The organism is Sphingobacterium haloxyli (assembly GCF_002980525.1).
GTDB lineage: Bacteria > Bacteroidota > Bacteroidia > Sphingobacteriales > Sphingobacteriaceae > Sphingobacterium > Sphingobacterium haloxyli.
Map to the genome: position 1 here is coordinate 257416 of NZ_PVBQ01000003.1, position 26459 is coordinate 283874.

Below are 26459 nucleotides of genomic sequence, written 5' to 3' on the forward strand. Positions count from 1 at the left end.
ATGATGGAAAATACATTCCGCTTTAACTCTATAGCCGAGTTTCACAAGTTCTGCAGTTTGCCGAATCCTGAACACCCATTGATCAGCTTGATCGATTACAGTAAGGTTGCTTATCCGATCAATGATAGTCAGATGAAATGGATTCAGGATTTTTATTCGGTGGGGTTAAAGCGGAATGTCAATGCCAAGTTCAATTACGGACAGCAGCAATATGATTTTGATTCGGGAGTATTGACATTTGTTGCACCACTTCAATTTCTGAAAATAGAAGTCAATCCGAATGCTGTGGTAGAGCCCACAGGTTGGCTTTTGCTCATTCATCCTGATTTTCTTTGGAACACGCCCTTGGCGAAAAAGATAAAATCCTTTGACTTTTTCCGGTATGCGGTAAATGAGGCGCTCTTTCTTTCCGATAAGGAAGAGAACATTATGGTAGACATCTTGCTCAAGATTGAACAGGAATACCAGTCGAATATAGACAAGTTCAGCCAGGAACTGATTGTAGCACAACTGGAGCTCTTGCTGATTTATGCGGAACGTTTTTATGAGCGTCAGTTTTTGACTCGGAAGAAATCAAGTTACGAATTGCTGGAGCGTTTTGAAAGCGTACTTTCTGATCTTTTTCAAAAAGATAACGTGTTGGGAAATGGTATGCCAACAGTCACCCTCATTGCAGAACAACTGAACATTTCGCCTAATTATCTGGGAACGCTTTTGCGATTGCACACGCAACAGACCACGCAACAGCACATCCAGAATAAGCTCATTGATTACGCCAAAGAACAACTAAGCACAACCAACCTGTCTATAAGTGAGATTGCTTATGGATTGGGTTTCGAGCACCCACAATCATTCAGTAAACTTTTCAAACAAAAAACCAACCAGACGCCTTTGGAGTTTAGACGATTTTTCAACTGATTTTTCGATTATCCTCCTACGGGGATTTTTACGGGGCCGGCAGGCTTTTCTGGTCGGGATAATGTAATTCCTTGGTAGTCTAATTTTTATTAGATTTATGGTGATGAAAACGAAGAAAGAAAACCTGGTACGGTTCCGATCCATATCGGAAAGCCATGAGGCGTTTGGATTGCCCAAGCCCCAGCATCCGTTGATTAGCTTGGTGCATTTTCATGAAGGAAATCTGTTTAATACGGATATGGCTCCCATTTATGATGTGCTGGATTTCTACAAAATTACGTTCATCACGAAAAATAGCGGGAAACTGAAATACGGGCAAGATTACTATGATTTTAACGAGGGTAGTATGTTGTTTACAGCTCCCAATCAACTCGTCGGAACGACCGAGTACAACAGTAAAACCTACGCCTACTTGCTGCTGATTCATCCGGATTTTTTACAGGGGTATCCGGTGGCGAAAGGAGTTAAAGGGTACGGGTATTTTTCCTATTCGGTCAACGAAGCGTTACATTTGTCTGAAAGTGAAAGGGAGACTATGCTCTCCCTTTTTGAAATCATGTTACAGGAACTCGATAGTCGTGTAGACGAATTTAGCCAGGACGTGATCATCGCCCAGATTGAATTACTGTTGCGTTATGCCAACCGTTTTTATAAGCGGCAGTTTGTTACTCGTAAAGTGGTTAATAATAATTTATTACAGAAAGCGGAAGCAATTTTGGACGATTATTTCAACAACCAGCGGTCGTTGACAAATGGTGTTCCGACTGTACAGTTTTTGGCCGAGCGGCTCAATGTGTCTTCGGGGTATCTAAGTGATATGCTCCGTTCGCTAATCGGGCTGAACACGCAGCAATATATTCATCTAAAATTGATAGATAAGGCGAAGGAAAAGCTTTCAACCACGCAATTAACCGTTAACGAAATCGCCTATGAATTGGGTTTTGAGCATGCTCAATCGTTCAGTAAACTGTTCAAAACAAAAACAGACCTGACGCCGTTGGCATTTCGGAAGTCGTTTAACTAATTCAAGTTAATCGTTGACGAGAGCTCAATCCTGATTTTCCAGTTCTCTTTTGTACGTGGCCTTATGCTGTTCGATTTCGGGAGGCATCTCGGGATATTGGATGTCTTTGTATTTTTTAAGTTTATCCAATATGATCTTCGCTACCAAATACCGCGCGATGGGCTTGCTGTCTGATGGAATAATATACCAAGGGGCATGGCTCTTTGAGGTGTTTTGTATCGCTTCCTGGTAATAGGCCATGTATTGATCCCATAGCGCACGTTCTTTCAGGTCGCCCGGTGAAAACTTCCAATTGTGTTTTTCTTTTTCCAGCCGCCTGAGGAGCCTGTCTTTCTGTTCATCCTTGCTGAGATGGAGGAAGAATTTGAAAACAATGGTCCCGTTATTGACCACATGTCGCTCGAAAGCATTGATCTGATCATATCGGGTTTTCCAAAAGTCCTTCGGAATATCTTCGACGGTGGTTATGCCGGGGATGTTTTCGTTGAGGATGTATTCGGGATGCACACGGGTTACTAACACATTTTCGTAATGGGTGCGGTTGAAAACGCCAAACTTGCCTTTTTCTGGCAGGGCAATCGCATGGCGCCAGAGATAGTCGTGTTGCAACTCTTTGGAGGTGGGTGTTTTAAAACTATGGACCACAACCCCGCGGGCATTGAATTTTTGGAATACCTCCCGAATAAGGGAATCTTTTCCAGCGGTATCCATGCCCTGAAAACAGATCAGCACGGCATATCTGTTGTGTGCATAGATGATGTCTTGGATCTCCGCGATTTCTTTCCTGATCTTTTTCAATCCTCGGATAGCTTCTTCCTCCGTTATCTCTGCGCTGACATCCGTAGGGTGCTCCTCCATGATGAATTGATCGTCTGCCGTTAGTTCTTTGAGTAATTTGTTCATATTATTGGGATAAGTGTCGATAAGATAATAAATATTTAACGGGACAGAAAAAAAACTTCTACTTTAAAGCGCTGTTATTTACTATGTATACGCATTAAAACGACATATAATGAAACAGTGATATGCTAAAAAATTCGTCTTCGATGAAGGTCTGTATATCTAATTCAAATCGAAGCTTTTCCGAAACTCCAAAGGTGTTTGATTTGTTTTTTGCTTAAATAGTTTACTGAACGACTGCGAGTGTTCAAAACCCAGCTGGTAGGCAATTTCACTGACAGAAAGCGCGGTACTCGATAGTTTCTCTTTCGCTCGCTCGATAACTTTATGCTGGATATGTTGCCGGGTATTCTGACCGGTAAGGTGTTTTAGCGTACTGCTCAGATAATCCGGAGAGATATGTAGTTCGTCGCTCAGGTATTGTACAGTAGGCAGGCCTTTGTCCAGCAATGCGTCGCTTTTAAAATAACGATCCAATGCCTTTTCGAACCGTGTTAGGATTTCGTGGTTGCTTTGATCTCTGGTCAGGAACTGCCGTTTATAGAAACGCTCGGAATAGTTAAGTAGCAATTCGATTTGGGAAATAATGATGTTCTTGCTGAAATCATCCATATTGCCTGAATATTCCTGCTGGATCTGTCGGAATATTTCCAAGATAATCTTTTCTTCCTTTTCGGATAAGAAAAGGGCTTCATGGACCTCGTATCCGAAGAATGCGTATCGCTTCATCTTCTCCGCAAGACTCGTGTTCCAGAGAAAATCAGGATGAATTAATAAGATATACCCCGAAGGAGAGCGGTGTACGTCGTCCTCGGTATAATGGACCTGGAGTACTTGCTGTGGAGCAAAAAACGTCATCAGGCCCTCGTCAAAATCATAGGATTGCTGTCCGTAACGGTATTTCCCGACCACGTCTTTTTTCAGGGCAATGCTATAGAACGATTTTAAGTATTGAAAACGTCCCTCGGTCTTGAGGAGGTCACCGTAGTTCACTACGCTGATGAGTGGGTTATCAGGAAGCGGTATGCCGTTAAACCGGTGAAATTCAGTAATCGTGTCGATTCGGATTAATTTGTTCATATGCGCTGATCCATTAAGAAAAGTAGAAGATACAAACTTCTACTTTTCTTTTTACATTTTTTGTTAAATGTTCATGCCTCCTGAAACTTCGATACGCTGTGCGTTGACCCAGCAGGCATCTTCCGTACATAAAAACGCCACGACGCCGCCGATGTCTTCGGGCAAACCTGCACGGCCTAACGCCGTGATCGAAGCAACGGCCTGATTGAATTGCTCGTTGTCACGAACAGCGCCACCACCAAAGTCAGTTTCTATGGCGCCGGGAGCGATAGTGTTCGCCCGGATGCCTTTGCTGCCCAGTTCTTTTGCCAAGTAGCGGGAGAAAACTTCGATACCGCCCTTCATCATGGCATAGGCCGCATAGCCAGGCATGCTGAATCTTGCCAGACCGGAAGAGATATTGATGATTCCGCCGCCCTGGTTAAGTAGCGGAATAAGTTTCTGTGTTAAGAAAAATACGCCTTTTAAGTGGATATCCGAAAGGGTGTCGAACTGCTCTTCTGTGGTTTCTGTAATAGGGTTAACAACCCCAATGCCTGCATTGTTAACTAAAAAATCAACTGTTTCTTGTCCGCGTTTTTCTTTTAGCGTGTTTCGAATCTCCGCAATGACGGAATCAAAGCTGTCTGTTTTTGAAGTGTCCAGTTGTACGGCAAAGGCCCGCTGGCCTTTCGCTTCAATGGCTTCAACTACTTTGGCGGCTTCTTCTTTGTTACTTTTGTACGTCAGCACGACGTCTAAGCCTTTTTCGGCAATGCGTAGCGCCATGTCTTTTCCTAATCCACGGCTTCCGCCTGTTACGAATGCTATTTTACTCATTGTTCTTCTTTTTTATCATGACAAGACAAAGATCATTCTAATAAACAGGCGTTTTGTATCTCAATACGGGGTAGTTGTAGCCGAAACCGCTCCCGTGTACTTAATCCTCCCGCGACCCATCGGCTGCCATACGGACAATTTTAGGAGAGAATTTAGCCACAATATCGACCAGATCGGATTGAGCGGCCATCACGGTATAGATGTCTTTGTATGCCATAGGCGCTTCGTCCATTCCGGCCCCAAGTAAGGTAATGCCATGGTTTTCAAGCATTGTCTTTAAATCGGCGGCTGCCAGTGTTTTGATGGCTTGCGTACGGCTCATCAACCGTCCAGCGCCATGCGAGGCCGAGTTGATGGCGGTTTCTTCGCCTTTGCCGCGAACCAAAAAACCTGGGGTAGCCATTGAACCCGGAATGATACCCATTGTATCTTTACTTGCCGGGGTGGCGCCTTTACGATGAACGATCACTTCTTCTCCTTCAAACTGCTCTTTCCATGCAAAATTGTGGTGGTTCTCGACCTTGGCCAATAATTCGGCACCCAATGCTGTTTTGATCTTATCGTGGATAACCTCATGACAGGCCGAGGCGTAATCGCCGGCTAGATTCATAGCTAACCAGTATTCCTGTCCTTCGGCGGTATTTAGATCCAGATAAGCTAGATTTTGGGCCGCGTAAGGTAGTTTACAGATATCTTTTGCCAATTTGGTATAATGACCCGCGATGGTGGCACCCAGTCCACGTGAACCGGAATGCGTTAATAATGCTAGATATTTCCCTCGTGCTACACCCAAGGCTTCATCTGCCTCGGTAAAGTCTATCACACCGAACTCCACAAAGTGATTCCCTCCGCCGGAAGAACCTAGCTGCGTCCAAGCTTTATCTTTCAACGATCGGATAAGATCGTGTGTATCAAATAGCTCGTTGTCCAAAACAGCGTGATCCACGCGCTCGTGTCTTAAATAACCATGGCCTGCCCCGAACCGTGTATTGGCCATGAGCACTTTCTTCAGGTTGTCGCGGTTGGTATCCAAATAATCGCTTGGTAAATCAAATACCGAAAGCGCCATTCGACATCCGATGTCCACACCTACGCCATAGGGAATAACAGCGTTATTGGTGGCTAGCACACCGCCGATGGGTAAGCCGTAACCTTGGTGCGCATCTGGCATCAAAGCACCGGCGACCGTGACCGGCAACTTCATAGCGACGTCCATCTGCTTCTTGGCTCCTTCTTCGATATGGTCTTCGCCATATACAGCATACTCATCTGGGGTTTCGTTCAAAGAAATCGTTTCTTTTTCGATCGCGTCAATATTTAACAGGACCTCGGCCAAAGGTTTAAAGGTCTTGTCGTTTAAATAAGACTCTGGGTGGTCCAGCACGTCTTTGAATTTCGCCAACATTTGCTCTCGACTGAAACCGAGTCTTTTCTTGTTGATCTTCAACGCCACGCCCATCGCATGGTTTTCTTTATATCCTAAGGCAAGTAAGTCGTTGCCGTTAATTCTTTTATTTTCCATTTTTTTACACTTCAGTAGCCACCTTCGCAAATTTATTTCTGTATTCGATAGGGGTAAGCCCAGTAATTTTCTTAAAGGTATCCCGGAAGGCTTTTGTGTCGGTATAACCTACATCGAACATGATTTCGCTGACGTTCTTTCGGGAGGCTTCAAAGAAATTCTTAGCGGCTTCTATCCGTACCCGTTGGATATACTCGATGGGGGTATTATTGGTGGCTTCCTTAAATCGTCTTTCAAAAGTTCGGCGGCCGATGTGGACTAAATTGGCCAACATCTCGATGGATATTTTATCCTGATAGTGGGTTTCAATGTAGTCCTGCACTTTTTTGATAGCGTCATCGCCATGAGTCCGCTGTCCTTTGAATATCGCAAATTGGGATTGGCTATCCCGCCCGATATCCAGCGCAAAATATTTGGAGATCATGATGGCCGTTTCCCTGTCGGAAAACTTTTCTACCAGGTATAGAATGAGGTTCCATAAACTACTTGCCCCACCACTGCTGTAAATATTGTCGTGCTCGGTAATAATTGCACCGTCTTCGACTTCCACCTGAGGATATCGTTCTCTGAACTCGTTTACATGCGCCCAGTGTGTGGAACATTTCTTACCGTTGAGCAATCCAGTTTCGGCTAAAAGAAAGGCTCCGATACATAAACTGGCGAGACATGAACCTTTTTCGTACAGTTTTTTAAAATAGGGGATCGCTTCTGCGTTGGCTTGGATCCCTTTGATCGTGTCACCGAAAGTCGGCGGAATAATCAATAGGTCCGTTTCGGCTACGTGCTTGAGTAGCCTATTGGTTTTGATTACGTATTCGCCATTGTTGGCTGGTACATATTCTTGCAGACCGACGTATTCGACCGTAAAAACGGGCGTTTTGCCGAAGACGGTGAGGAACTCGTTGGCAGTTTGAAAGGTTCTGAACGGCGGTGTAATCGCCTCGATAACACCAAACTCGGGAACAAAGACAGAAATCTGCATAGTCATGAAATGATTTAAACGAAGTTAGCAAATTGTTTTGTCATAATTTACCCCTAAGGCTGTCGTTTTTACAATAGACGTAGTCGTGTATTCTTTGGTAATTTTGGATTGTAATAATTAATAATCAGAAGTTTAACAATGACAGAAGTAACAAGAATTACGGTAGAAGCAGTAGCAAATGCTCCCGTAGCAGATGTTTGGAAGGCATGGAACACACCAAGTGATATCATGCAATGGAACACGCCTGACCCAAGCTGGCATACGCCAAGCAGCGAAAATGATTTGAGAGTAGGCGGGAAGTTTAAAAACAGAATGGAGGCCAAAGACGGCAGTTTTGGTTTTGACTTTGAAGGCATTTATGATAGCGTTGAGCTACATAAAGAGATCTCGTACACTATGTCCGATGGCAGAAGGTCGACCACATTGTTTACTCCAGAAGGTGGTAAAACTAAAATAGAGACCACGTTTGATGCGGAAACAGAAAATGATCCGGAATTTCAGAAACAAGGGTGGCAAGCTATATCGGACAACTTTGTGCGTTACGTTGAATCAACACAATCGTAAACCTTAATCTTTACTATTATGAAAAGAAATAAGATAATCTTTTGGGTCGCAACTGCTATCATTATCCTGTGGGAAGGCGTTATGCCGCTCAGTGCACTGCTTTTTTCACCAGAGCAAGCGACTATAGGTACCAGACCTTTGGGCTACCCCGATTACTTTGCATACGCATTGATCATATGTAAGGTACTGGGCGTGTTGGCTATTTCCTATCCAAAAGCACCTGCTAAATTAAAAGAATGGGCATATGCCGGACTCACTTTCAATTTGATCTTCGCCTTCATCAGTCATGCCTGTGTAGATCAGAATATCGGCTTCATGCTGATGCCATTGGTAGTGTTGGGTATTCTTGCTGTTTCTTATCGGTTTAACCCTAGTATACCTAGTATACAATAGTTCACTTAAAAAATAATATTAGTCATGGAGAATTCAGTTTCATTACATCGAGTAATTAAGGCAAGTCCGGAAAAGGTGTTTCGCGCATTTTCGGACCCCATAGCTCATGCCACCTGGTTGCCGCCTTACGGCTTCGTGTGTACCGTACAACAGATGGACTTCGCAGTGGGAGGGAAGTACCATATGACATTTATCAATTTCAGTACGGGAAATGGCCACTCTTTTGGAGGAACGTATGTGGAAATAAAGCCGAATGAGTTTATAAAATACACCGATAAGTTTGATGACCCAGCTATGCCAGGGGAAATGACAACAACCGTATGGCTGAATAGGGTTTCATGTGGTACAGAGTTGAAGGTGTTACAGGAGGGGATTCCCGAGGCAATTCCTGCAGAGATGTGCTATTTAGGTTGGCAGGAATCCCTGGAGAAATTAATCAAGTTGGTAGAACCCGAAATACCTGATGGGCAATAAACTATGATCGTTTCTAACCGAGGCAAATGTGCGAGTGCTGTCTTCATTACTTTTTCGGGTAACTGTAGGGAAGCGCTCGCCTTTTACCAAACTTGCTTTGGCGGTTCACTGCTGTTCGAACCTTTTGAAACAGAATGGCAGGGGCATCCAGAAAAGCCTATCGTTATTGGCTCGCTTTTTTCTGACAGTATTACTATTCATGGGTCAGATCTTGTATATAATGAAGGAAGGAAAGTTGGCAATTATATGGCCGTTTTTCTGCATTGCAAGAATGTGGATGAAAGGCAGGTATTAATTGAAAAGCTCGAGTTTGATACTGCACATTCTGCTGCTGTCGATCACGATAGCCAGAAATTGGTAGAGGTAGTCGACAGGTTTGAGGTGAGGTGGATATTGGCTGTGTAATATGCTCCCTCATACAACGTAAAATTGAATTTTTTTAAAAAAAAATTGCGAAGTTACCTGGCTACATATATATTTGTAGTCAAATGACTTCATAATGAATTTAAGACGTGACGTATTTCAGGCAATTGCTGACCCCACAAGAAGGGCCATCCTTATGCTGCTGGCAACCCAGTCCATGACAGCAGGGGTCATTGCTTCCAATTTTGATTCCGCTCGCCCAACAGTTTCGAAACATCTGCAGATACTCACTGCCTGTGAATTGTTAAAACAAGAGCAGCAGGGGCGGGAGATCTATTATCATCTCAACGCAGGCAAAATGAAAGAAATTGCCGATTTCATAGAGCCTTTTAGGAAACTTTGGGATGATCGGTTTAATAAGTTGGAGGCCCTCATGAAGAACTATAAATCAACGTAATAAAATGGAAAGAAAGACAAAAGTGGATGCCGTAGAAGGCAAACAGGAAATCATCATTACCCGAGAGTTTGAACTGCCTCTCAATTTGTTGTTCAAAGCTTATATCGAACCCGATTTAGTTGAGCAATGGATGGGTAACAAGGTACTGAAAATGGAAAGTAAGCCGCATGGAAGCTACCAGTTCGAGACGCAAGATGCACAAGGCAATATTCTTTTCCGGGCCAATGGTGTGATCCACGAGTTTGTACCGGATGCAAAAATCACCAGAACGTTCGAAATGGAGAATACGCCGTTCCCTGTGCAGCTTGAATTTTTGGAATTTGTTGAGTTAGCCGGTGGTCGTAGCAAATTGACCATGCATGTGATTTACAAGTCGGTAGAAGACAGGGATATGATGTTACAGATGCCATTTGCGGAGGGAATAAATATGGCACATAACCAACTGGAAAAGGTAATTGGTAAACTAATATAGGCATACGATGAAAAGGAAAAATAGAATTATTTATTGGATAGCAACGGTCTGGCTTAGCTTAGGGATGGTTTCAACAGGAATTGTACAACTTATCCGAATGGAGGAAGAAGTCGAAAAAATGACTGAGATGGGTTATCCTGCCTATTTTTTGACCATTATTGGTGTTTGGAAAATATTGGGTGTAATGGTAGTTTTGCTACCGAAACTTCCGTTGATCAAAGAATGGGCTTACGCAGGTTTTTTCTTTTTAATGACGGGCGCTATTTTTACCCATATCGCGGTTGGCGACGGAGCGATGGAATATGTTGGACCGTCACTACTACTCGTGCTAACCATTATCTCTTGGTATTTCCGACCGAATGAACGAAAACTCGTAATCGCTAAAAATGAAGATTGAATTAAATCCGCAGGTCGATAAATACTTGATAGATGGTTGTATGCGCTGTAAATATGGCGCTACTCCCCAATGCAAAGTCCATGCTTGGCGGGATGAGCTAGAAGCATTGAGGCAGATTGTCTTAGAAACAGGGTTGAAAGAAGAGTTAAAATGGGGCGCGCCCATTTATACTCATCAGAGTAAAAACATCGTTTCGGTAGGTGCATTAAAAGCATCGGCTAACATTGGCTTTTTCAAAGGAGCGTTATTATCTGACGAACAAAAAATTCTTTCCCAACAGGGCAACCTGCAATCCGATAGGATAGTAAAATTCACCAGTACAGAGGAGATCGAAAAGATAAAGGAGACTTTGAAATCGTATATTCTGGAAGCTGTTGAGATTGAAAAAAGCGGGAAAAAAGTGGAGTTCAGGAAAAAACCAGAACCTATCCCCGAAGAATTGTTACAGGCGTTTGAAAAAGATCCAGTTTTTGAAAAAGCTTTTTACACCTTGACCGCTGGGCGACAAAGGGGATACATTATCCATTTTTCACAGCCTAAACAAGCCCAGACGAGAATAGGTCGGATTGAAAAGTACAAACAGCAGATTTTAGATGGCGTGGGTCTACATGATAAGTATAAATTGTAAATAGATCCAATGTTAATTAAACGACATCATTATACCTTCCCACAAGGATATCCTTTTAATCCTAGCATTTCGGAAAGCGACGAATTTCCATTCGTTGTTTTCCTTTTTGGTGTGGCGAACAACAGCTGAAATCCATACAAGACGGTATACAGATACAGATCACGCAGTTTGGCAAAAAAGGTCTAATGGCTGCAGTGCTTTGGCCATCTCCCTTCCAAAAGTGCCTGCGAAATTAAAGGAACGTGATATGTGGGATAAATCCTACTGACATATAGTTGTCATTCTGCCGCGTATTTTTGTATATGAACAGTTAATAAAGACGATATGAACCACGAAAGAAAAGAGTCAAAAGAGCAATTTTACTTGCACGAAACTGAATCCGGATCGATAATAAACATCGCGGAAGAACGAGACACGGCAGGTGAAAGCATAAACGATGGCCGGAGACATGACAAAGAACGCACTTCGGAATTACAGGAGAGAAACCTGTCAGAAGAGGATATGGCGAAACAAGCCCGCCGGTTTGCGGTAAATTACGCGAGGAGCTTACTGTTGTTTTAATTTTCCCTTAAATACCTTTCTAAATTTCTCCAGCTTGGGTTTAATGACCATCTGGCAATAGGCTTCATCCATGTTATTGGTGTAATAATCTTGATGGTAATCTTCCGCGATATAAAATTTACTGTAGGGGCTAATCTCTGTCACGATTTTTTTCTCGTAGGCGCCTTCATCATTTAGTTGCTTGATGTAATAGTCTGCGAGCTTTTTTTGGTGTTCGTTGTGGAAGAAAATAGCCGAACGATACTGCGTGCCGACGTCTGCGCCCTGACGGTTCAGCTGGGTGGGGTCATGGGCAACAAAGAATGCTGCGAGCAATTCGTCGTATGAGATTTGAGCGGGATCGTATATAATATTACAGGCTTCGGCGTGCCCGGTTCTACCGGTAGTCACTTGTTTATACGACGGATTGCGGACATGGCCACCCGTGTAGCCGGATATTACCGCACTAACGCCCTCCAACTGTTTGAATTGCTCCTCAACACACCAGAAACAACCGGCGGCAAACGTGGCTGTATCGGTTGTTAGATCCGTGGCGGCGCTCCTGTCCATGGTGCTGGAATCGCTGTTCGATTTCGTCTGCGCACAGGAGATCGAAAGGGTAAATAGCAGGAAGAAAAGTATCCGGCTGCTGTAGGGAATGATCTGTTGGCTTTTCATGACAGCTTTTCTTTAATTTATCTAAAGTTACGAATTTCTTTACGAACGGTTGAGAAACAAAAAAGAGCGGATCGCCTGGTCCGCTCTATACGCTACTTTACAATGAATGTCGTTGTTGAACCTTGCCAAACATGGGTGTGTGGTTTATCGTTCCAAACGCCTTCTTTAGGTAGATATTTACTGGTTTCAACCACATACATACCTTTCCATAAAGGTTGAAAACTCACTTTCCCGGTCGCATCGGTTTTAAATGTTTTTGCCCAACCTTCCGCGCTGATTACGGTCACAGCGGCGTCGGCGAGTGCATTTCCTTCGTCTAGGACAACGATATTTACTGTTTGCTTTACTCGGTTTTCACCGGGTGCGACAAAAGCCAACAAATTTGGTTCTTTCGGATTGGTGATGATTAAATCTGATTGTCCCACAGCTACAGGGAGAGACGCCGAAAAGATATACTTGGTCTGCCCACCTAATTCACTTGCCGCATGGGTGGTATGAATAAGATACAGCCCGTCTTGCTCTGGAGTAAAAGAGGCCGAAAGGTGATCGTCTGCGGCGGTAGTTTCAATGCGTGTTGATTGACCGTTGGGATGTTGTATCCAAAGTTCGAGTTTGCTTAAGTCGGCATACCAATCTTTGACTAGATCTCTAGTGCCGTGTTCGTATTCACCATAAAACACCTTGACGGTTTGTGTGCCATTTTTTTTGCCAATCTGTGACGCTTCTATCCAAAGAGCATGTGCATGGGCCGTTTGTGACAAACAGTTTGACAGGAGTGCTATTAACAGCACGAATAATGGAGCTTTCTTCATGATATATTTTATTTAGACTGATTCCAGACAAATATACATACTTGAAGTTAATCTGCAACAAAATAGATACAAAATCGTTAAAGTAGGATTGCCTTTTGAGATGTTAGATATGCTACAATATGATTTATGTTAAAAAAAAATAATAATTTGTACTATTTTTATGTGCTACATTTGAACAAATTTTGAACATATGGGATTAGAATCATATCAAATAGAAAAGGTGGAAAGTGTGACGATGGCAGATATTGTAGAAAAAAGGCTGCTCGACTATTTTAAGAAAAATGCGTTTAAACCTGGAGATGCCATACCGAAGGAACTGGAGCTTGCGGAAGCGCTTGAGGTGAGCCGCAATGTTGTGCGGGAAGCTTTGAGTAGATTAAAGATGTTAGGTATGGTCGAATCAAGAAAGAAGCGAGGTATGGTGTTGTCAGAACCCGACATATTCGGTGGTTTTGAACGTGTATTAGATCCACTAATTTTGGAACAACGGACGCTGCAAGATTTGTTTGAACTTCGAATGGTATTGGAAATGGGATTAGCCGATTTGATCTTTCGGAGGAAAACGGATGATGATGTGGCTGAACTCGAAAGAATCGTGCAAAAGAGTATAAATCAGAATAAAGCTTCTTTTAAAGTGAAACATGAGATTGCTTTTCACGGTAAGTTATACGCTATGACCGGAAACGCTACTATTATGCGCTTTCAAAATTTACTCCTGCCTATTTTTGAATATGTCGTTTCGGAAGAAGAGAAGCTCCACGGCATTCCACCTATAAGCAACGTCGGACACGGTGATCTGGTAGAGATAATAAAAAACGGGACGCCGCAGGAATTTAAAGAAGCTATGCGAATCCATCTAAGCCCACATTTTGATCGATTAAGCTAAAAAATTAAAAAGGAGGGAAGTTTCCTCCTTTTTTCATTTGTAATACAACGCGTAAAACCAATTCATACCAAAACCCAAAATTCTTAAAAAAATAACCTAAAAATTTGCAAGTGTTAATTTTAATACTTTATATTTGTTATTATGTTCTACATAAGTATTAAATAACTCAATTTTAAATCATTAAAATTCTGATTATGAGGGAATCAGTTTTAAAGAAATTATTTTCTTTTTTTATTTTGTCAATTTGTTGTGTTCCATTATTGGGACAGATCCGGGATGTGTCGGGACAAGTGAAGGACAGCGAAGGAACGCCTTTGGAAGGGGTGACGATAACGGGGAGCGCTTCATCGACGACAACATCCGCAGCGGGGACGTTCCTATTGCAAGCACAGCAAGTTAACAGTGAGCTCGAGATTTCTGCGGTAGGATACCGTAGGCAAGTGGTGAAGGTTCCCGCCGAAGGGGAACTCGACGTGCTTTTGGCAAAGGAGCAGACCGATCTGGATGAGGTGGTGGTTATCGGTTATGGCGAGCAGAGCCGTGCTACGGTGACTACATCTGTCGGGAAGGTGGACGCGCAAGAATTCGCCAACGCTCCTGGACAAAACCCACTGTTGCAGATGCAGGGGAAGGTTGCCGGGGTTTCGCTACAGGTATCCAACGGCCAGCCGGGGGCAAATCCACAGATTTTCATCCGTGGGGGAAGTTCAACGTCGCCGGAAGGTGATACGCCCTTAATGATTGTGGATGGTGTTGTCGGAACGATGCGAAATATTTCGGATTTAAATCCGGATGATATTGAATCGATGCAAGTGCTTAAAGACGCTGCATCCACCGCGATATACGGAGCGCGTGCTGCCAATGGCGTTATTATCATTAAAACAAAATCTGGTAGCGCAGGGAAACCAACCATCAATTTTAAAATTACACCGGCGTTGGAACAACTAGCTAAGCGGTACGACTTTGCCAGTGCGCGGGATTACATTTACATCAGTCGGCTCAATACCCACAAGTTTAATAAAACGAATCCAGAGATGTTCCTGTCTAGCGGCGCCTATGGGATGTCTACAGGTAATCCGCGTAATAGTAGGAATACGTTGGCTTTCTTGGATACCTATTTACAAGAGTATGGACAGGATTATGTGGCGGATCTGATGGAAAATCAGGGTTGGGAGACGATGATTGATCCGGTGACGCAAAAGCATTTGATCTTTAAGGAAACGGATTATCAGGACATGACTTTGCAGAATGGTCGTTCCACGCAATATGATCTGAACGTAAGCGGGGGTGGTGACTTGGGTAGCTATTATCTTGGACTGGGACATAACAGCCAAGCGGGTACAGTTGTCGGTACAGAATATAAAAACTACAGCGCGCTTTTCAACGGTGAGTACAACTTGAATGAGAAAATGAAGCTGCGCTCCAACTTTTCCTATCAAATGAGGAGTTCCAATGCACCATGGAATTACCAAAATGTACTTTCCCGTTCGATAACTATGCCGTTTACGTATCGTGATTACTACGAGGACGGACTGCCTGCTCCCGGTGAAGGGCCCGCCAATTTCCGGAGTCGTCATTACGAAGTGTATTACAAAGAAAAATATAATGATGTAAAGGTATACCGGACGACGATAGGACTGGGACTGGATTATAATATCCTGCCCGGGCTCAAGTTTGCTCCTGCGTTATACTACAACACGACGGAGGGTATCGAAAATTATTTTGAAGCTTCCAATGAAACAAACCGTAACCGGAACGCGAGCGCGGTGCATGATCAGTTCCGCAAGATCCAAGCGGACGCTTTGCTAACCTATGATAAACGTTTTGCGGAGCGGCACCATATGAATGTGTTACTGGGCTCAAGTTATATTAACGATCATACCTATCAAATGAGAGGTAGCGGTTACAATGCGCCAACTGATTACATTCCGACTTTGAATGCTACGGAGCCGGAAACGCAGCGTATTACGACAACCAAAGCAACCGATGTAATAATGAGCTACTTTGGTCGTGCGGACTATGACTACATGGCGAAATACATGCTATCGGCCAGTTTTCGGGTCGATGGATCTTCCCGGTTTGCAGAAAATAACCGGTGGGGCTTTTTCCCAGGTTTCTCCGCAGGGTGGAACTTGCACCGCGAAAGTTTCTGGCAAAATATTTCACCCTACGTGAATCAGATGAAGATTCGGACCAGCTGGGGGCAAACAGGTAACAACGAGCTATCCATCGCGGATGCCCAAGGTGAATATACAGCCGGTTTTCCTTATGATGGTGCTGTAGGGATTAATAATTCCGTATTAGCTAACCGTAATCTGATTTGGGAAACAACCACTTCATTTGATATAGGGGCGGATTGGGGATTCTTTGACAATAGGTTGCAGTTGACCGCGGAGTATTATAACAAAGTGACGAGTGATCGTTTATTTATGAGACCGCTATGGGCTTCTACCGGATTTGCATCTATCCGAAGCAATTTTGGTTCTATCAGTAATCGAGGAGTTGACTTGCAGCTTTCCGGGCAGCCTATACGAGGGGAACATTTCAATTGGGATCTGGGGTTTACTTTCTCATTTAACAGAGCAACTGTAGTTAAGATGCCGGAAAACCAAGAGGATAAGAATAGAAGCGGAGGGAATTTTGTCTGGGATACCGACAAGCAGGAATATGTCAAGGTAGGTGGATTTGCAGAGGGTGAGCGGTTTGGTGCCCGATATGCTTATCAAATGATCGGCGTGTACAGCACAGACGAGGAAGCGTTGCATGCCGAGGAAGATGTAGAGGCCAATGGAAGGCAGAAAGTTGGCGGTGATGCCATCTGGTACGATAAGGATAGAAACGGTATCATCGACTACCGCGATATGGTATTTATGGGTTATATACGCCCCGACAAACAAGGGGGAATGGTGAATACGTTACAATATAAAGCGCTCACATTCAGGTTTGTGGTGGATTATGCTATTGGACATGTCATTGATAACTCGTGGAAAGCGCGGGTCATGGGTAGTGCACGAAATAACAACATGATTATCAAGGACGTGATGGGCGATAATGTGTGGAACGAGCAGGGTGACGTGGCAGAGATTCCGCGCTACACCGTGCAAAGTGATGCAGACTATAATTTCCGGAACCATTTGCGTAATCCTAATGGCATAGGCGGAACTTCGGGATATAGCAGCAATAACTCGCTGTATTATTCGAAGGGAGATTTTCTGGCCTTCAGGGAGCTCTCGTTATCTTATCAATTTCAGGGCGATTGGCTTAGAAAGGCTCGCGTGAAAGGGCTGAGCCTTACAGTGGCGGCTTTTAATCTGGGCTATTGGACATTCTACGATGGTCTCTTCCCAGAGATCTATAAGGGGAATGATCAGGGCGAGTATCCAAGGCCGCGGCAGTTTAACGCAGCGCTTTCGGTGACGTTTTAATGAAGGTATTCAAAAACATATATTATGCGTTTTAAAAGTATTTTAGTTTTAGTTTGTTCCATCTGCTTGCTGTCGAGCTGCGATAGCATCTTGGATGTTGAACAGGAGTCGGCCATTATTGGTAATGGCTTTTGGAATGCCCCGGACGATGTAAACGGTTATTTGACGGGGATTTATAATAGGTTTCGTGGCGGTAGCGGTACGGGAACGAACGGGGTCATGAATACGACCTACTGGTTGGAAGATCGGGGAGACGCTTTTGAACAAGGTTTGGAATCGGGCGTAACGCCCGGCTGGCAGCAAAACCTGAACAACGCCAACGCACCGAACTGGCTGGAGCTGTATGAAGTGATTCAGCAATGTAATATGCTGCTTAAATACGCGCCTACCATTACGTACGTAAACGAGCATGATCGGAGCAGGGCGATGGCAGAGACGTTGTTCATCCGGTCGTATGTGTATTTTATCTTGATCCGGACGTTTGGCGACGTCCCGTTGGAACTGGAACCTACGGAAAGTGATGACAAGCAGCCGTTGCCACGCATGGCGGCTGCGGAAGTGGCGGAACAGCTACTCGCGGATCTCGACCAGGCTATTGGGCTCTTTCCAGAGGATGGTGTCTCGAACAAATCGAGGGCTTCCAAACCGGCTGCACATGCGCTGAAGGCTGATTTACTTTTATGGAAGGCTAAAGTGCTTCGAGGAGATCAGGAAGACCTGGAGCAAGCGCTGCAGTCGGTACGCATAGCGCTGGCTGTCGTATCACCTGTGGCCGAGTTTAGCGATATCTTCGCCACGGATAGCAAAAAGAATGCAGAAATATTGTTTTCCCTGCATTTTCAACGTGATGAGAAGTCTGACCACTATAGTAGCCGTCTCAAGCCCCGGAACATTTTTGTGCAAAATGCGGTCAACGCAGCGCAGATACCGTATGCTTTGAACGGAGCCCGCAGCGTATACGCCCCAAGTAGTAAGCTGATCGAAGCCTTTGCCGCATACCCGCAGGATAAAAGGACAAGCGTGTCAATCATCAGGGCTGTAGCCGCAAACGGAAGTACGATCGGCGTTTTCGATAACAAGTTTCGCGGAACCAGTTTTAGCGATGATCGCCATTACGACAACGACATCATTATTTACCGGTGGGGTGGTCTGCAGCTGCTACAGGCGGAGGCTCTGGCGGCGCTTGAACAGCTGGACGAATCGGTAAAAGCTCTGGATGCCGTACGTGAGCGTGCGGCGATAGGTCCATACACGGGTCCGTTGGCCAAAAGAAGTATCGAGGAGGCCATTTTAAATGAATCATTTAAAGAAACATACCTCGAGCTGAAACGTTGGCCAGATTTGGTACGCTTCCACTTTGGCGGTACAATAGATGCGTATGAAGAGGTTCCTAGCCTACAAGGAAAAAATATACCGCTGTTTTTCCCGATACCGCAAGCACAGATAGATTTGAATCCTCTGCTTGAACAAACAGAGGGATATTCATTTTAATTTTGATAACCATGAAAAGAAATAATTATATACGAATAGTAATAGGGCTGATAGCTGCTTGTTTCATATGCTATTCCTGCGACGGGGAATTGGGCGAGCGCATCCCCGACGATTATTTTGACCGTGAGAACGATGAACTAGACGCGCCCTATATTTATCAGAAAGGCTATAAAGACTATGCCTGCTATCGGATTCCTGCGCTGGTGAGGACGAAGGAAGGCACGTTGCTGGCTTTTGCAGAGGCGCGGAAGGACAACTGTGCAGACGATGGAAACATAGATCTTGTTCTTCGCAGGTCGGTGGATAACGGAGAAACTTGGGAAGATATGTTTGTTATTTGGGACGCAGGTGATAACACGGCTGGAAATCCAGCTCCTGTAGTCGATGAAGTGACAGGGGAAATCCATTTATTGATGTGTTTGAATAATGACCAAGTGTATGTTACGCGCTCGGCGGACGATGGTGTTACATGGTCGCAACCGAAAGACATTACGGCTTCTGTTAAAAAAGACAACTGGACCTGGTATGCGACAGGTCCTGTCCATGGCATACAGCTTAAAAAAGGGGAATATGCTGGTCGTTTGGTAATTCCCTGTGATCATACCGGGAATGCGCATAGCATCTATTCCGATGATCATGGAGAAACGTGGAAACTTGGCGGCATTCCTTCCCATCCGGTGTTTAAGCCCAACGAGTGCACCGTAGCTGAACTTTCCAATGGAGACCTTTTACTGAATATGCGTTGTCCGAATAGTGACAAGCGGAGGTTACTTTCGCGTAGCGCTGATGGAGGCCTGTCTTGGAGTACACCAGAGGTACACCAAACATTGATCGATCCGGTTTGCCAGGGAAGCATGCTCACCTTTACGGATACAGACGACAGATCGATTTTGTTGTTTGCCAACCCGGCCCATGAAACCCGGCGCCGGAACATGACGTTGCGTGTGAGCTACGACGACGGCCGGACCTATCCGAAAGAGCAGCTATTGTACGGTGAATTTGCTGCATACTCCGACATGGCCTTATTGGATCCTGATAACCTCGCGATGCTTTATGAACGCGGCGTGTCAGATGCTAACGAGGGGATAGCATTTGAAGTCATATCTTTGGATAACCTTAAATAACAAACCTGATGAAGATGAAAACAATATGGAAGGTAGTCGTGTTGTCGCTCTTTTGCGTGTCCATGCTTTCGTGTAGTAAAAATGAGACAGATCTAGGGCCATTACAAGCAGACTTTACAGTGGATAAACAAGAAATTGCTGCCGGCGACTCGGTGATGTTTTCGGACCGGTCTCAAGGGATGCCGTCGCGGCTGCAGTGGATATTTGAAGGTGGATCGCCCGATACGTCGATACTGGCTAATCCGGTGATCGTTTACGAACTTCCGGGGACCTACAAGGTCACGCTTGTGACCACCCGGGGAAATGTTTCCCATGAAGTGGTCCGCGAGGACTATATAACGGTGGGCTACGGCCCGCTGACAGCAGACTTTGCAACAGCGAATACCGTGGTGTATATTCAGGAGGAAATTACGTTTGAAAACCTGACGAAAGGCGTTGCGACTTCATGGGAATGGGTATTTAAAAGTGCAGACCACGAGGTCAAATATACCGACAGCGATCCAAAAGTGGTGTTTGAAAATCCTGGAGTTTACGACGTAACGCTTACCGTTTCGAATCCGGAATATAGCGACATAACGGAGAAGATAGGCTATTTAACGGTCTTAGATCCCCGGGATCTGAACGCTGATTTTGATGTGGCGTACAGTACGGTTCCGACAGGATATGATGTGCGCTTTTTCGATGCATCTATCGGTTTGGCAGAAAGCTGGCAGTGGGAGTTTGAAGGTGCGTCGTCCAGTACTTCGAACGAAAAGGAGCCGATCGTGCGTTATGCCCAGCCGGGGATCTATGGGGTTAAGCTAACAGTGTCCAATGAATATACGAGCAAAACGGTGGTGAAAGAAAGGGCTATCCGCGTGGTCGACAACAGCGATCTCGCGTTGCTGATTCCCTTTGACAGGAACGTAACGGATTTGTCAGCAAACGCTTTGTCTCCCCAGGTACAGGGTGTGGCGCCGTCGTTTAACGGTGTAGACCGATCTGGGGCAGGGGGAAAAGTGGCCACCTTCGGTGGTGCTGGTGGCTTGGTAATACCGGATCACGACGCCCTGAACTTTTCGAGCCAGAATTATACGGTATCGGTTTGGGTGAGGTCGTCTAATACGTCCAGAATGATGGTATGGCAGGAAAGTGGGAAGAACGGAAGCGGCGATAATCAAACATGGCTGCGCCTAGGAGATAACACAACCGATCGGAAGATGCGATTTGCGACAGAAGATGCCACGGGCGGTTTTATCCTAAATAGTGACCGCTCGACGACCGATGGAAAGTGGAATCATGTTGTTTGTGTGCGGAATGGTAATAGGTCGATAATCTACGTTAACGGTATGCTTGTTCGAGAGGGGACCACGAACACTGTTAAAGTGGTATCCAACGCAGGGCCGTTCAAGATCGCCCTGCAAGAGATGGTTGCCGGATTTGATAACTATTTTAGAGGTGATTTGGATGATCTTATCATTTATAAAAAAGCCCTGAGTGAAACAGAAGTTAAAACACTATTTGAATTTTAAGGATGAATAAATTACAGTTAGTTAAAGGTTTTTATATGCTCTTTCTTAGTATGTGCCTTGGCGGGTGCATGTATGCAAAGGGGAAAACCGTAGTATATGTTGAATTCCAACGCCAAGTGCCGGTGGTTATAGCACAGGAGACAATTGTTTCCAAGATAAAAATTAGTGGACAGAAAGGACAGCGCTTGCGTGAAATGGCCTTACAGATGCAGATGAATGCTGTCCCAACGGGTGGCGCGGAGGTGTCCATTTATTATGCTAAATCGGACACTTCATTCCGGAACAAACCAGGCCAGGAATGGTCATTGTTTGGTCGTAAAAAGATAGCTTATAACGCTGATGAGATTTTTACAGGTGATGTGGTTTTGGAAGAAGAAGATTCTTATTTCTACGTCGCATGCGCCTTGCCGGACACGTGGAAGCTAGCGGATAACTTTGCGTTAAAAACGATGGAGATTCTAGTGGGAGGAAAAACCTATAAATCCAAAACTGAAGATGAAAAAACATTCTATCCTGCCGTTGCGGTAAGACGGCACAATCAGGACAACGTACACACTTCGCGGATCCCTGGGCTGGCACGCACAAAAAAAGGAGCCTTGCTTGCCATTTTTGATGCACGGTATGAGAGTGCTCGCGATTTGCAGGGGCATATGGATATAGGTTTGCACCGTAGCGAAGACGGAGGCCAGACCTGGGAGCCTATGCAAATTGCAATGGATATGGGCGAATGGGGTGGTTTGCCGCAAAAGTTCAACGGCGTATCGGATGCTTGCATCTTGGTAGATAGCATTAATGGTACAATTTACATTGCGGCTACATGGATGTATGGCGTGTTAGACGATACCGGGAATTGGATAGATAGCCTGCAGGATACGAGCACGGCTTGGAATCATCAGTGGAGAAAGAGGGGTTCTCAGGCCGGTTTCGACGTTAAGCAAAGTTCCCAATTCATGTTGGTGAAGAGTGTCGACGATGGTAAAACATGGAGCGAGCCTATAAATATCACCAAGATGGGGAAAAAGGAAGAGTGGTGGCTATGGGCGCCGGCACCGGGGAACGGTATAACCTTGCCGGATGGCACCCTCGTTTTCCCAACGCAGGGCCGTGACCATACCGGAAAGCCGTTTTCGAATATCGCTTATAGTAAGGACGGTGGCCAGACGTGGAAGTCTTCTGCAAAGGCGATCGACGTAGAAGGGGGAACGACCGAGTGTGCGGTTGTCGCGTTGCCCAATGGACAGCTCATGCTCAATATGCGAGCGAACAAGAATAGGGATAATTTGGGAACAGACAATGGCAGGGCGATAAGCGTGTCGTCTGACCTAGGCGCCACATGGAAGGAACATCCCACTTCTTTTCGCGACTTGCCGGAACCGACCTGTATGGCTAGCTTGTACCGACACGATATAGCTTCGGTGAATGGAAGCAAGTCGATCTTGTTCTTCTCGAATCCCAATCACAAGTCCAAAAGAATCCATATGACACTAAAAGCTAGCTTGGATGGGGGAAGCACGTGGCCGCAAGAGTTGCAGGTCCTATTAGACGAGGGCAGCAGCAGAGCATATTCCTGCATCACCTCTGTAGATGACGGCTATATCGGCATTTTGTACGAGAGCAGCCAGGCGGATATGGTCTTCCAAAAGTTTGCGGTATCGGATATAATTAAAGACGCGGATAAAGACTAAACGATTTGATAGCAAGAGGTAGAAAAATAAATTAGACATTTTACATGACATGAAGAAAGTTAAAGGATTAATAGTAGCGACATTTGCTGCATACAAATCGGATGGATCAATCAATTTTGATTTAATACCTGCGATTACAGAGTACATGGTGCAACAAAAAGTGAAGGGGATATTCATTTGTGGTACAAACGGGGAGGGGCCAAGCCTTTCGACGGAGGAAAGAATGCAGGTAGCGGAAGCCTATATGAAAGCTGTTCGTGGTCGTTTACTGGTGTTTGTGCATGTTGGACATAGCTCCGTTAAGGAGGCAAGGCGTTTGGCAGCGCACGCGGAATCCATGGGAGCGGATTATATCTCTGCCGTCTCTGCTTTCTATTTTAAACCAAATACGGTTAAAAACCTGATAGATAGTATGGCAGAAATTGCATCGGCAGCTCCTAACACACCTTTTTATTATTACCATATTCCAAACATTACAGGTATTCAGGTGGATATGATTGAATTTTTGGAATTGGCGGAAGAATATGTGCCTACCTTTGCTGGTATAAAATATACAGCCTCTACCATAAACGAATATCAGGCGTGTTTGCATTATAAGGGAGGTAAATACGATATCCTTTTCGGATACGATGAACTGTTGCTTCCTGCACTGGCGGTAGGTGCACAAGGAGCTATTGGCAGTACATATAACTATGCTGCCCGCCTCTATATCGAGGTGATGAATTTATTTGAGCAACGGAAAATTAAGGAAGCAGAACAACTCCATTTCCATGCGGTGGAGATGGTACAATTGATCGTGAAGTATGGTCCAATCCCTACACAACGGTCTATTATGAAAAAGATAGGTTTAGATCTAGGAGATCCTCGGTTGCCATTACAGTCGTTAGACGCTGAATCAGAACATAGACTCTATGAAGATCTGACCGCTTCTGGTTTTTTGGAATTGGTCAATGGTTTATAGACCTCGTATATGCGCGATGTATTTTTATTATTACTACTACCCGTTATAACTATGGTATCTTGCAACGTTGGAGATGCGCAGCATCACAGAAATGACTGGAAATGGTCTATGATGCCCCCTGTTCCGGATACATTAGGTTTTGCGGGATCTTTCGCCGGAAAGCTCGATGATGGAATTATCCTGTTAGGAGGCGCTAATTTTCCTGACGGAAAGTTGCCGTGGGAAGGTGGCAAGAAGCATTGGACCGATAAGATATTCTTTTTAGAGGACAATAGCAGGGAATGGCTCGAACGCGGTAGATTGCCTATACGTTTGGGATATGGTGCTTCTGCTAGTTTGGAAAATGCTTTTTACGTAGGTGGAGGAAGTAATGAAACAGGACATCAGGACAAGGTATACAGAATAACGTTGGAGAATGATTCTTTACAGACTGTAGAGCTCCAGCCGTTGCCGATGCCGCTTGCTAATATGTCGGGTATACGCGTTGGAACCTCGTGGTATATTGTCGGAGGGACAACTAAGCCGGATGCGGTACAGGCGGAGAATGTATGTTTCCGGATGGATTTAAAGCAACCTGAGGATGGTTGGGATGTCTGCCCCCCTTTGCCGGGAGATGGTAGAATGCTAGCGGTTCTAGGAACTGATGGAAAGGCTCTGTATGTTTTTTCGGGTGTGGCGCTTAGAGACGGTCAAAGACAGTATTTACGGGATACGTACCGTTATCGGCCTGGGGAGGGTTGGGCAAAATTGACAAATCTTCCCCGTGCTGTCGCAGCGGCGCCCAGTCCTTGTTTCTATGATTCCGATAACGAGCAATTTTTCATCTTCGGAGGAGACGATGGAGAACTGGCGCAGATGCAATTAGGTAGGGGCCATCCAGGATTCTCTAATAGAATCCATATGTTCGATGTAGAGCGGCAAAAATGGTATGATCAGCAAACCATGGACTTGTTGGATAGCTTACCTCCTGTAACCACAACAGCCATTGTTGTGCGAGACACGGTAGTGTTACCAATGGGAGAGGTGAAGCCGGGTATCAGGACATCACAGGTTATTCAAGGGAGCATGCTACCTCATAAAGCGAAGAATCTATGAGAAATCAGTCAACATTTTATATCTGGTTTGTGGTTGCGGCATTGTGGGTCGTAGCTTTCTTAAATTACTTTGATCGCATATTGATTACTTCGATGCGTGATCCTATCGTGAACGAGTTTAACTTGACTGATGCCCAGTTCGGGTTGCTGACGACCATTTTTCTCATCGCATACGGTCTGTTTAGTCCGCTTGGGGGTTATTTGGCCGACAAGTATGCCCGCAAAACACTGATCGTTTTCTCGGTGTTTGTGTGGTCGCTGATGACGATTTGGACGGGTTATTGCCGTTCGTTTGAAGAAATGCTGGTTTCACGGTTCTTGATGGGCGTCAGTGAGGCCTGTTATATTCCAGCTGGACTTGCCATGATTACAGACTACCATCGTGGCAGAAGCCGATCGTTGGCTACCGGGTTGCATATGAGTGGTTTATATGCGGGAATGGCGCTGGGTGGGGTGGGCGGATACATGGCCGATTTATGGGGATGGAGATTCGGGTTTCATTTGTTCGGTTTTATCGGTGTGGCTTACGCTGTAATCCTGTGGTTTACGCTAGTCGAATATCGAGACAGAGAAAGTGCTGCAGATAAAAAAGCTATCGCTGGTTCCGAAAAGACGATAGCTGTGGGACAGACTTTTCGCGCTATATTCCAATTACGCTCATTTTATATTGTTCTTATTTATTTTGCCATACTTGGAATGGCGAATTGGATCGTGAATGGTTGGATGCCTACGTTCTTGAAACAACAATATGTGCTGGATTTAGGAGCAGCGGGACTCTCTGCGACGGGATATATTCAAATAGGCTCCTTCGCCGGAGTTGTATTGGGTGGACTTCTGGCAGATTATTGGGTGCGCAAATCTGCTAAGGGAAGATTATATGCCATTGTTCTGGGGTTTGTATTGGGGGCGCCCTGTTTGTTCTTGCTGGCATCGACCTCGACGTTTGGTATTGCTATCGCGGGAATGGTTGTCTTCGGTTTAGGTAGAGGATTCAATGATGCTAATTTAATGCCGCTCTTGCGACAAATTGTGGAGGGAAGGTACGTGGCAACGGCCTACGGATTCTTAAATTGTCTTAGCACCATTGTAGGTGGTATAATGGTATACTTGGGCGGAGCACTGATGGATGCGCAGATTGGACTGTCCGTCATTTATCAGTTTACCGCGATCCTGTTACTCTGCGGAACGTTAAGCTTATTATTGGTGAAGATCAAATGGTGACAGGACTGAACGAACCGATTAACTTATCAGATTGTAAT

At 44.9% G+C, this 26459-nt stretch carries 27 protein-coding genes; 20 read left to right on the top strand and 7 right to left on the bottom strand.

The features are described from left to right. Both C5745_RS04940 and C5745_RS04945 read left to right on the top strand, forming a co-directional pair. Nucleotides 1–918, top strand: a complete 918-nt coding sequence (locus tag C5745_RS04940; RefSeq protein WP_317046833.1) for a helix-turn-helix domain-containing protein — start codon at nucleotides 1–3, stop codon at nucleotides 916–918. A 103-nt stretch (nucleotides 919–1021) separates the two neighbouring features. Then, nucleotides 1022–1942, top strand: a complete 921-nt coding sequence (locus C5745_RS04945) for a helix-turn-helix domain-containing protein (protein WP_105716033.1) — start codon at nucleotides 1022–1024, stop codon at nucleotides 1940–1942. A gap of 24 nt (nucleotides 1943–1966) precedes the next feature. On the opposite strand, the gene C5745_RS04950 is transcribed toward C5745_RS04945, so the two are convergent. The 5 genes from C5745_RS04950 to C5745_RS04970 form a co-directional block, all read right to left on the bottom strand. Then, on the bottom strand, nucleotides 1967–2845 hold the full coding sequence (locus C5745_RS04950; protein WP_105715869.1) for a PPK2 family polyphosphate kinase: 879 nt from the start codon (nucleotides 2843–2845) through the stop codon (nucleotides 1967–1969). Between the two features lie 159 nt (nucleotides 2846–3004). Then, the gene (locus C5745_RS04955; protein WP_105715870.1) at nucleotides 3005–3922 is read right to left on the bottom strand and encodes a helix-turn-helix domain-containing protein; all 918 of its coding nucleotides are present in this window, start codon (nucleotides 3920–3922) and stop codon (nucleotides 3005–3007) included. Between the two features lie 63 nt (nucleotides 3923–3985). Continuing rightward, on the bottom strand, nucleotides 3986–4741 hold the full coding sequence (locus tag C5745_RS04960) for an SDR family NAD(P)-dependent oxidoreductase (RefSeq protein WP_105715871.1): 756 nt from the start codon (nucleotides 4739–4741) through the stop codon (nucleotides 3986–3988). A 100-nt stretch (nucleotides 4742–4841) separates the two neighbouring features. Continuing rightward, nucleotides 4842–6263 (bottom strand): RtcB family protein, encoded by a 1422-nt coding sequence (locus C5745_RS04965; RefSeq protein ID WP_105715872.1) that lies wholly within the window; start codon nucleotides 6261–6263, stop codon nucleotides 4842–4844. Nucleotides 6264–6267: 4 nt separating this feature from the next. Further along, the gene (locus C5745_RS04970) at nucleotides 6268–7245 is read right to left on the bottom strand and encodes a GlxA family transcriptional regulator (RefSeq protein ID WP_105715873.1); all 978 of its coding nucleotides are present in this window, start codon (nucleotides 7243–7245) and stop codon (nucleotides 6268–6270) included. Nucleotides 7246–7383: 138 nt separating this feature from the next. Between C5745_RS04970 and C5745_RS04975 the strand changes: the two genes are divergently transcribed. The 9 genes from C5745_RS04975 (at nucleotide 7384) to C5745_RS05015 (ending at nucleotide 11554) form a co-directional block, all read left to right on the top strand. Further along, nucleotides 7384–7809, top strand: coding sequence for an SRPBCC family protein (locus tag C5745_RS04975; RefSeq protein WP_105715874.1), 426 nt, complete (start codon nucleotides 7384–7386; stop codon nucleotides 7807–7809). A gap of 18 nt (nucleotides 7810–7827) precedes the next feature. After that, nucleotides 7828–8202 carry a DoxX family protein gene (locus C5745_RS04980; protein ID WP_105715875.1) on the top strand — a complete coding sequence of 125 codons (375 nt, stop codon included), beginning with the start codon at nucleotides 7828–7830 and terminating at the stop codon, nucleotides 8200–8202. A 24-nt stretch (nucleotides 8203–8226) separates the two neighbouring features. Next, nucleotides 8227–8676 (top strand): SRPBCC family protein, encoded by a 450-nt coding sequence (locus C5745_RS04985; RefSeq protein ID WP_105715876.1) that lies wholly within the window; start codon nucleotides 8227–8229, stop codon nucleotides 8674–8676. A gap of 3 nt (nucleotides 8677–8679) precedes the next feature. Next, complete coding sequence (locus tag C5745_RS04990; RefSeq protein ID WP_105715877.1) at nucleotides 8680–9081, top strand: VOC family protein; 402 nt, start codon at nucleotides 8680–8682, stop codon at nucleotides 9079–9081. A 94-nt stretch (nucleotides 9082–9175) separates the two neighbouring features. Then, nucleotides 9176–9496: an ArsR/SmtB family transcription factor gene (locus tag C5745_RS04995; RefSeq protein WP_105715878.1), complete on the top strand. Its 321-nt coding sequence runs from the start codon at nucleotides 9176–9178 to the stop codon at nucleotides 9494–9496. 4 nt (nucleotides 9497–9500) lie between these two features. Further along, nucleotides 9501–9968, top strand: coding sequence for an SRPBCC domain-containing protein (locus C5745_RS05000; protein ID WP_105715879.1), 468 nt, complete (start codon nucleotides 9501–9503; stop codon nucleotides 9966–9968). Between the two features lie 7 nt (nucleotides 9969–9975). Next, the gene (locus tag C5745_RS05005) at nucleotides 9976–10365 is read left to right on the top strand and encodes a DoxX family protein (RefSeq protein ID WP_105715880.1); all 390 of its coding nucleotides are present in this window, start codon (nucleotides 9976–9978) and stop codon (nucleotides 10363–10365) included. Then, the gene (locus C5745_RS05010) at nucleotides 10355–10993 is read left to right on the top strand and encodes a YdeI/OmpD-associated family protein (protein ID WP_105715881.1); all 639 of its coding nucleotides are present in this window, start codon (nucleotides 10355–10357) and stop codon (nucleotides 10991–10993) included. The genes C5745_RS05005 and C5745_RS05010 overlap by 11 nt, the downstream gene beginning before the upstream one ends. Before the next feature lie 324 nt (nucleotides 10994–11317). Next, nucleotides 11318–11554: a hypothetical protein gene (locus C5745_RS05015; RefSeq protein ID WP_105715882.1), complete on the top strand. Its 237-nt coding sequence runs from the start codon at nucleotides 11318–11320 to the stop codon at nucleotides 11552–11554. On the opposite strand, the gene msrA is transcribed toward C5745_RS05015, so the two are convergent. Next, entirely contained in the window at nucleotides 11540–12211 is a 672-nt protein-coding gene (msrA, locus tag C5745_RS05020; RefSeq protein WP_105715883.1) for a peptide-methionine (S)-S-oxide reductase MsrA, read from the bottom strand. The two genes, C5745_RS05015 and msrA, sit on opposite strands and share 15 nt — an antisense overlap. 92 nt (nucleotides 12212–12303) lie before the next feature. Then, complete coding sequence (locus tag C5745_RS05025) at nucleotides 12304–13023, bottom strand: DUF4198 domain-containing protein (protein ID WP_105715884.1); 720 nt, start codon at nucleotides 13021–13023, stop codon at nucleotides 12304–12306. Between the two features lie 190 nt (nucleotides 13024–13213). Here C5745_RS05025 and C5745_RS05030 point away from each other — a divergent pair, with 190 nt between their 5' ends. The 9 genes from C5745_RS05030 to C5745_RS05070 all read left to right on the top strand — a co-directional run bounded on the left by C5745_RS05030 (nucleotide 13214) and on the right by C5745_RS05070 (nucleotide 26421). Next, nucleotides 13214–13909 (top strand): FadR/GntR family transcriptional regulator, encoded by a 696-nt coding sequence (locus C5745_RS05030; RefSeq protein WP_105715885.1) that lies wholly within the window; start codon nucleotides 13214–13216, stop codon nucleotides 13907–13909. Nucleotides 13910–14103: 194 nt separating this feature from the next. Continuing rightward, nucleotides 14104–17334 (top strand): SusC/RagA family TonB-linked outer membrane protein, encoded by a 3231-nt coding sequence (locus C5745_RS05035; protein ID WP_105715886.1) that lies wholly within the window; start codon nucleotides 14104–14106, stop codon nucleotides 17332–17334. A 24-nt stretch (nucleotides 17335–17358) separates the two neighbouring features. Next, nucleotides 17359–18825, top strand: coding sequence for a RagB/SusD family nutrient uptake outer membrane protein (locus C5745_RS05040; protein ID WP_207795717.1), 1467 nt, complete (start codon nucleotides 17359–17361; stop codon nucleotides 18823–18825). An 11-nt stretch (nucleotides 18826–18836) separates the two neighbouring features. Then, nucleotides 18837–19949, top strand: a complete 1113-nt coding sequence (locus C5745_RS05045) for a sialidase family protein (protein ID WP_105715888.1) — start codon at nucleotides 18837–18839, stop codon at nucleotides 19947–19949. An 8-nt stretch (nucleotides 19950–19957) separates the two neighbouring features. Beyond that, nucleotides 19958–21460, top strand: a complete 1503-nt coding sequence (locus C5745_RS05050) for a LamG-like jellyroll fold domain-containing protein (protein ID WP_105715889.1) — start codon at nucleotides 19958–19960, stop codon at nucleotides 21458–21460. 2 nt (nucleotides 21461–21462) lie between these two features. Continuing rightward, complete coding sequence (locus C5745_RS05055; RefSeq protein ID WP_207795718.1) at nucleotides 21463–23145, top strand: sialidase family protein; 1683 nt, start codon at nucleotides 21463–21465, stop codon at nucleotides 23143–23145. Nucleotides 23146–23194: 49 nt separating this feature from the next. Then, nucleotides 23195–24106, top strand: a complete 912-nt coding sequence (locus C5745_RS05060; protein WP_105715890.1) for a dihydrodipicolinate synthase family protein — start codon at nucleotides 23195–23197, stop codon at nucleotides 24104–24106. Nucleotides 24107–24157: 51 nt separating this feature from the next. Then, the gene (locus tag C5745_RS05065; RefSeq protein WP_133166293.1) at nucleotides 24158–25201 is read left to right on the top strand and encodes a galactose oxidase; all 1044 of its coding nucleotides are present in this window, start codon (nucleotides 24158–24160) and stop codon (nucleotides 25199–25201) included. Beyond that, nucleotides 25198–26421: an MFS transporter gene (locus C5745_RS05070; protein WP_105715892.1), complete on the top strand. Its 1224-nt coding sequence runs from the start codon at nucleotides 25198–25200 to the stop codon at nucleotides 26419–26421. The genes C5745_RS05065 and C5745_RS05070 overlap by 4 nt, the downstream gene beginning before the upstream one ends. Nucleotides 26422–26459 lie beyond the last annotated feature (38 nt).

What these genes read in the sequence shown, in the direction of transcription:
- C5745_RS05060 (WP_105715890.1), top strand. Translation starts at nt 23,195, where the DNA reads ATGAAGAAAGTTAAAGGATTAATAGTAGCGACATTTGCTGCATACAAA.
- C5745_RS05010 (WP_105715881.1), top strand. Translation starts at nt 10,355, where the DNA reads ATGAAGATTGAATTAAATCCGCAGGTCGATAAATACTTGATAGATGGT.
- C5745_RS04990 (WP_105715877.1), top strand. Translation starts at nt 8,680, where the DNA reads ATGATCGTTTCTAACCGAGGCAAATGTGCGAGTGCTGTCTTCATTACT.
- msrA (WP_105715883.1), bottom strand. Translation starts at nt 12,211, where the DNA reads ATGAAAAGCCAACAGATCATTCCCTACAGCAGCCGGATACTTTTCTTC.
- C5745_RS05015 (WP_105715882.1), top strand. Translation starts at nt 11,318, where the DNA reads ATGAACCACGAAAGAAAAGAGTCAAAAGAGCAATTTTACTTGCACGAA.
- C5745_RS05030 (WP_105715885.1), top strand. Translation starts at nt 13,214, where the DNA reads ATGGGATTAGAATCATATCAAATAGAAAAGGTGGAAAGTGTGACGATG.
- C5745_RS04975 (WP_105715874.1), top strand. Translation starts at nt 7,384, where the DNA reads ATGACAGAAGTAACAAGAATTACGGTAGAAGCAGTAGCAAATGCTCCC.
- C5745_RS04965 (WP_105715872.1), bottom strand. Translation starts at nt 6,263, where the DNA reads ATGGAAAATAAAAGAATTAACGGCAACGACTTACTTGCCTTAGGATAT.
- C5745_RS05000 (WP_105715879.1), top strand. Translation starts at nt 9,501, where the DNA reads ATGGAAAGAAAGACAAAAGTGGATGCCGTAGAAGGCAAACAGGAAATC.
- C5745_RS04970 (WP_105715873.1), bottom strand. Translation starts at nt 7,245, where the DNA reads ATGCAGATTTCTGTCTTTGTTCCCGAGTTTGGTGTTATCGAGGCGATT.
- C5745_RS05035 (WP_105715886.1), top strand. Translation starts at nt 14,104, where the DNA reads ATGAGGGAATCAGTTTTAAAGAAATTATTTTCTTTTTTTATTTTGTCA.
- C5745_RS04955 (WP_105715870.1), bottom strand. Translation starts at nt 3,922, where the DNA reads ATGAACAAATTAATCCGAATCGACACGATTACTGAATTTCACCGGTTT.
- C5745_RS04980 (WP_105715875.1), top strand. Translation starts at nt 7,828, where the DNA reads ATGAAAAGAAATAAGATAATCTTTTGGGTCGCAACTGCTATCATTATC.
- C5745_RS05040 (WP_207795717.1), top strand. Translation starts at nt 17,359, where the DNA reads ATGCGTTTTAAAAGTATTTTAGTTTTAGTTTGTTCCATCTGCTTGCTG.
- C5745_RS05070 (WP_105715892.1), top strand. Translation starts at nt 25,198, where the DNA reads ATGAGAAATCAGTCAACATTTTATATCTGGTTTGTGGTTGCGGCATTG.
- C5745_RS04945 (WP_105716033.1), top strand. Translation starts at nt 1,022, where the DNA reads ATGAAAACGAAGAAAGAAAACCTGGTACGGTTCCGATCCATATCGGAA.
- C5745_RS05025 (WP_105715884.1), bottom strand. Translation starts at nt 13,023, where the DNA reads ATGAAGAAAGCTCCATTATTCGTGCTGTTAATAGCACTCCTGTCAAAC.
- C5745_RS04950 (WP_105715869.1), bottom strand. Translation starts at nt 2,845, where the DNA reads ATGAACAAATTACTCAAAGAACTAACGGCAGACGATCAATTCATCATG.
- C5745_RS05055 (WP_207795718.1), top strand. Translation starts at nt 21,463, where the DNA reads ATGAATAAATTACAGTTAGTTAAAGGTTTTTATATGCTCTTTCTTAGT.
- C5745_RS04940 (WP_317046833.1), top strand. Translation starts at nt 1, where the DNA reads ATGATGGAAAATACATTCCGCTTTAACTCTATAGCCGAGTTTCACAAG.
- C5745_RS04960 (WP_105715871.1), bottom strand. Translation starts at nt 4,741, where the DNA reads ATGAGTAAAATAGCATTCGTAACAGGCGGAAGCCGTGGATTAGGAAAA.
- C5745_RS04995 (WP_105715878.1), top strand. Translation starts at nt 9,176, where the DNA reads ATGAATTTAAGACGTGACGTATTTCAGGCAATTGCTGACCCCACAAGA.
- C5745_RS04985 (WP_105715876.1), top strand. Translation starts at nt 8,227, where the DNA reads ATGGAGAATTCAGTTTCATTACATCGAGTAATTAAGGCAAGTCCGGAA.
- C5745_RS05050 (WP_105715889.1), top strand. Translation starts at nt 19,958, where the DNA reads ATGAAGATGAAAACAATATGGAAGGTAGTCGTGTTGTCGCTCTTTTGC.
- C5745_RS05065 (WP_133166293.1), top strand. Translation starts at nt 24,158, where the DNA reads ATGGTATCTTGCAACGTTGGAGATGCGCAGCATCACAGAAATGACTGG.
- C5745_RS05045 (WP_105715888.1), top strand. Translation starts at nt 18,837, where the DNA reads ATGAAAAGAAATAATTATATACGAATAGTAATAGGGCTGATAGCTGCT.
- C5745_RS05005 (WP_105715880.1), top strand. Translation starts at nt 9,976, where the DNA reads ATGAAAAGGAAAAATAGAATTATTTATTGGATAGCAACGGTCTGGCTT.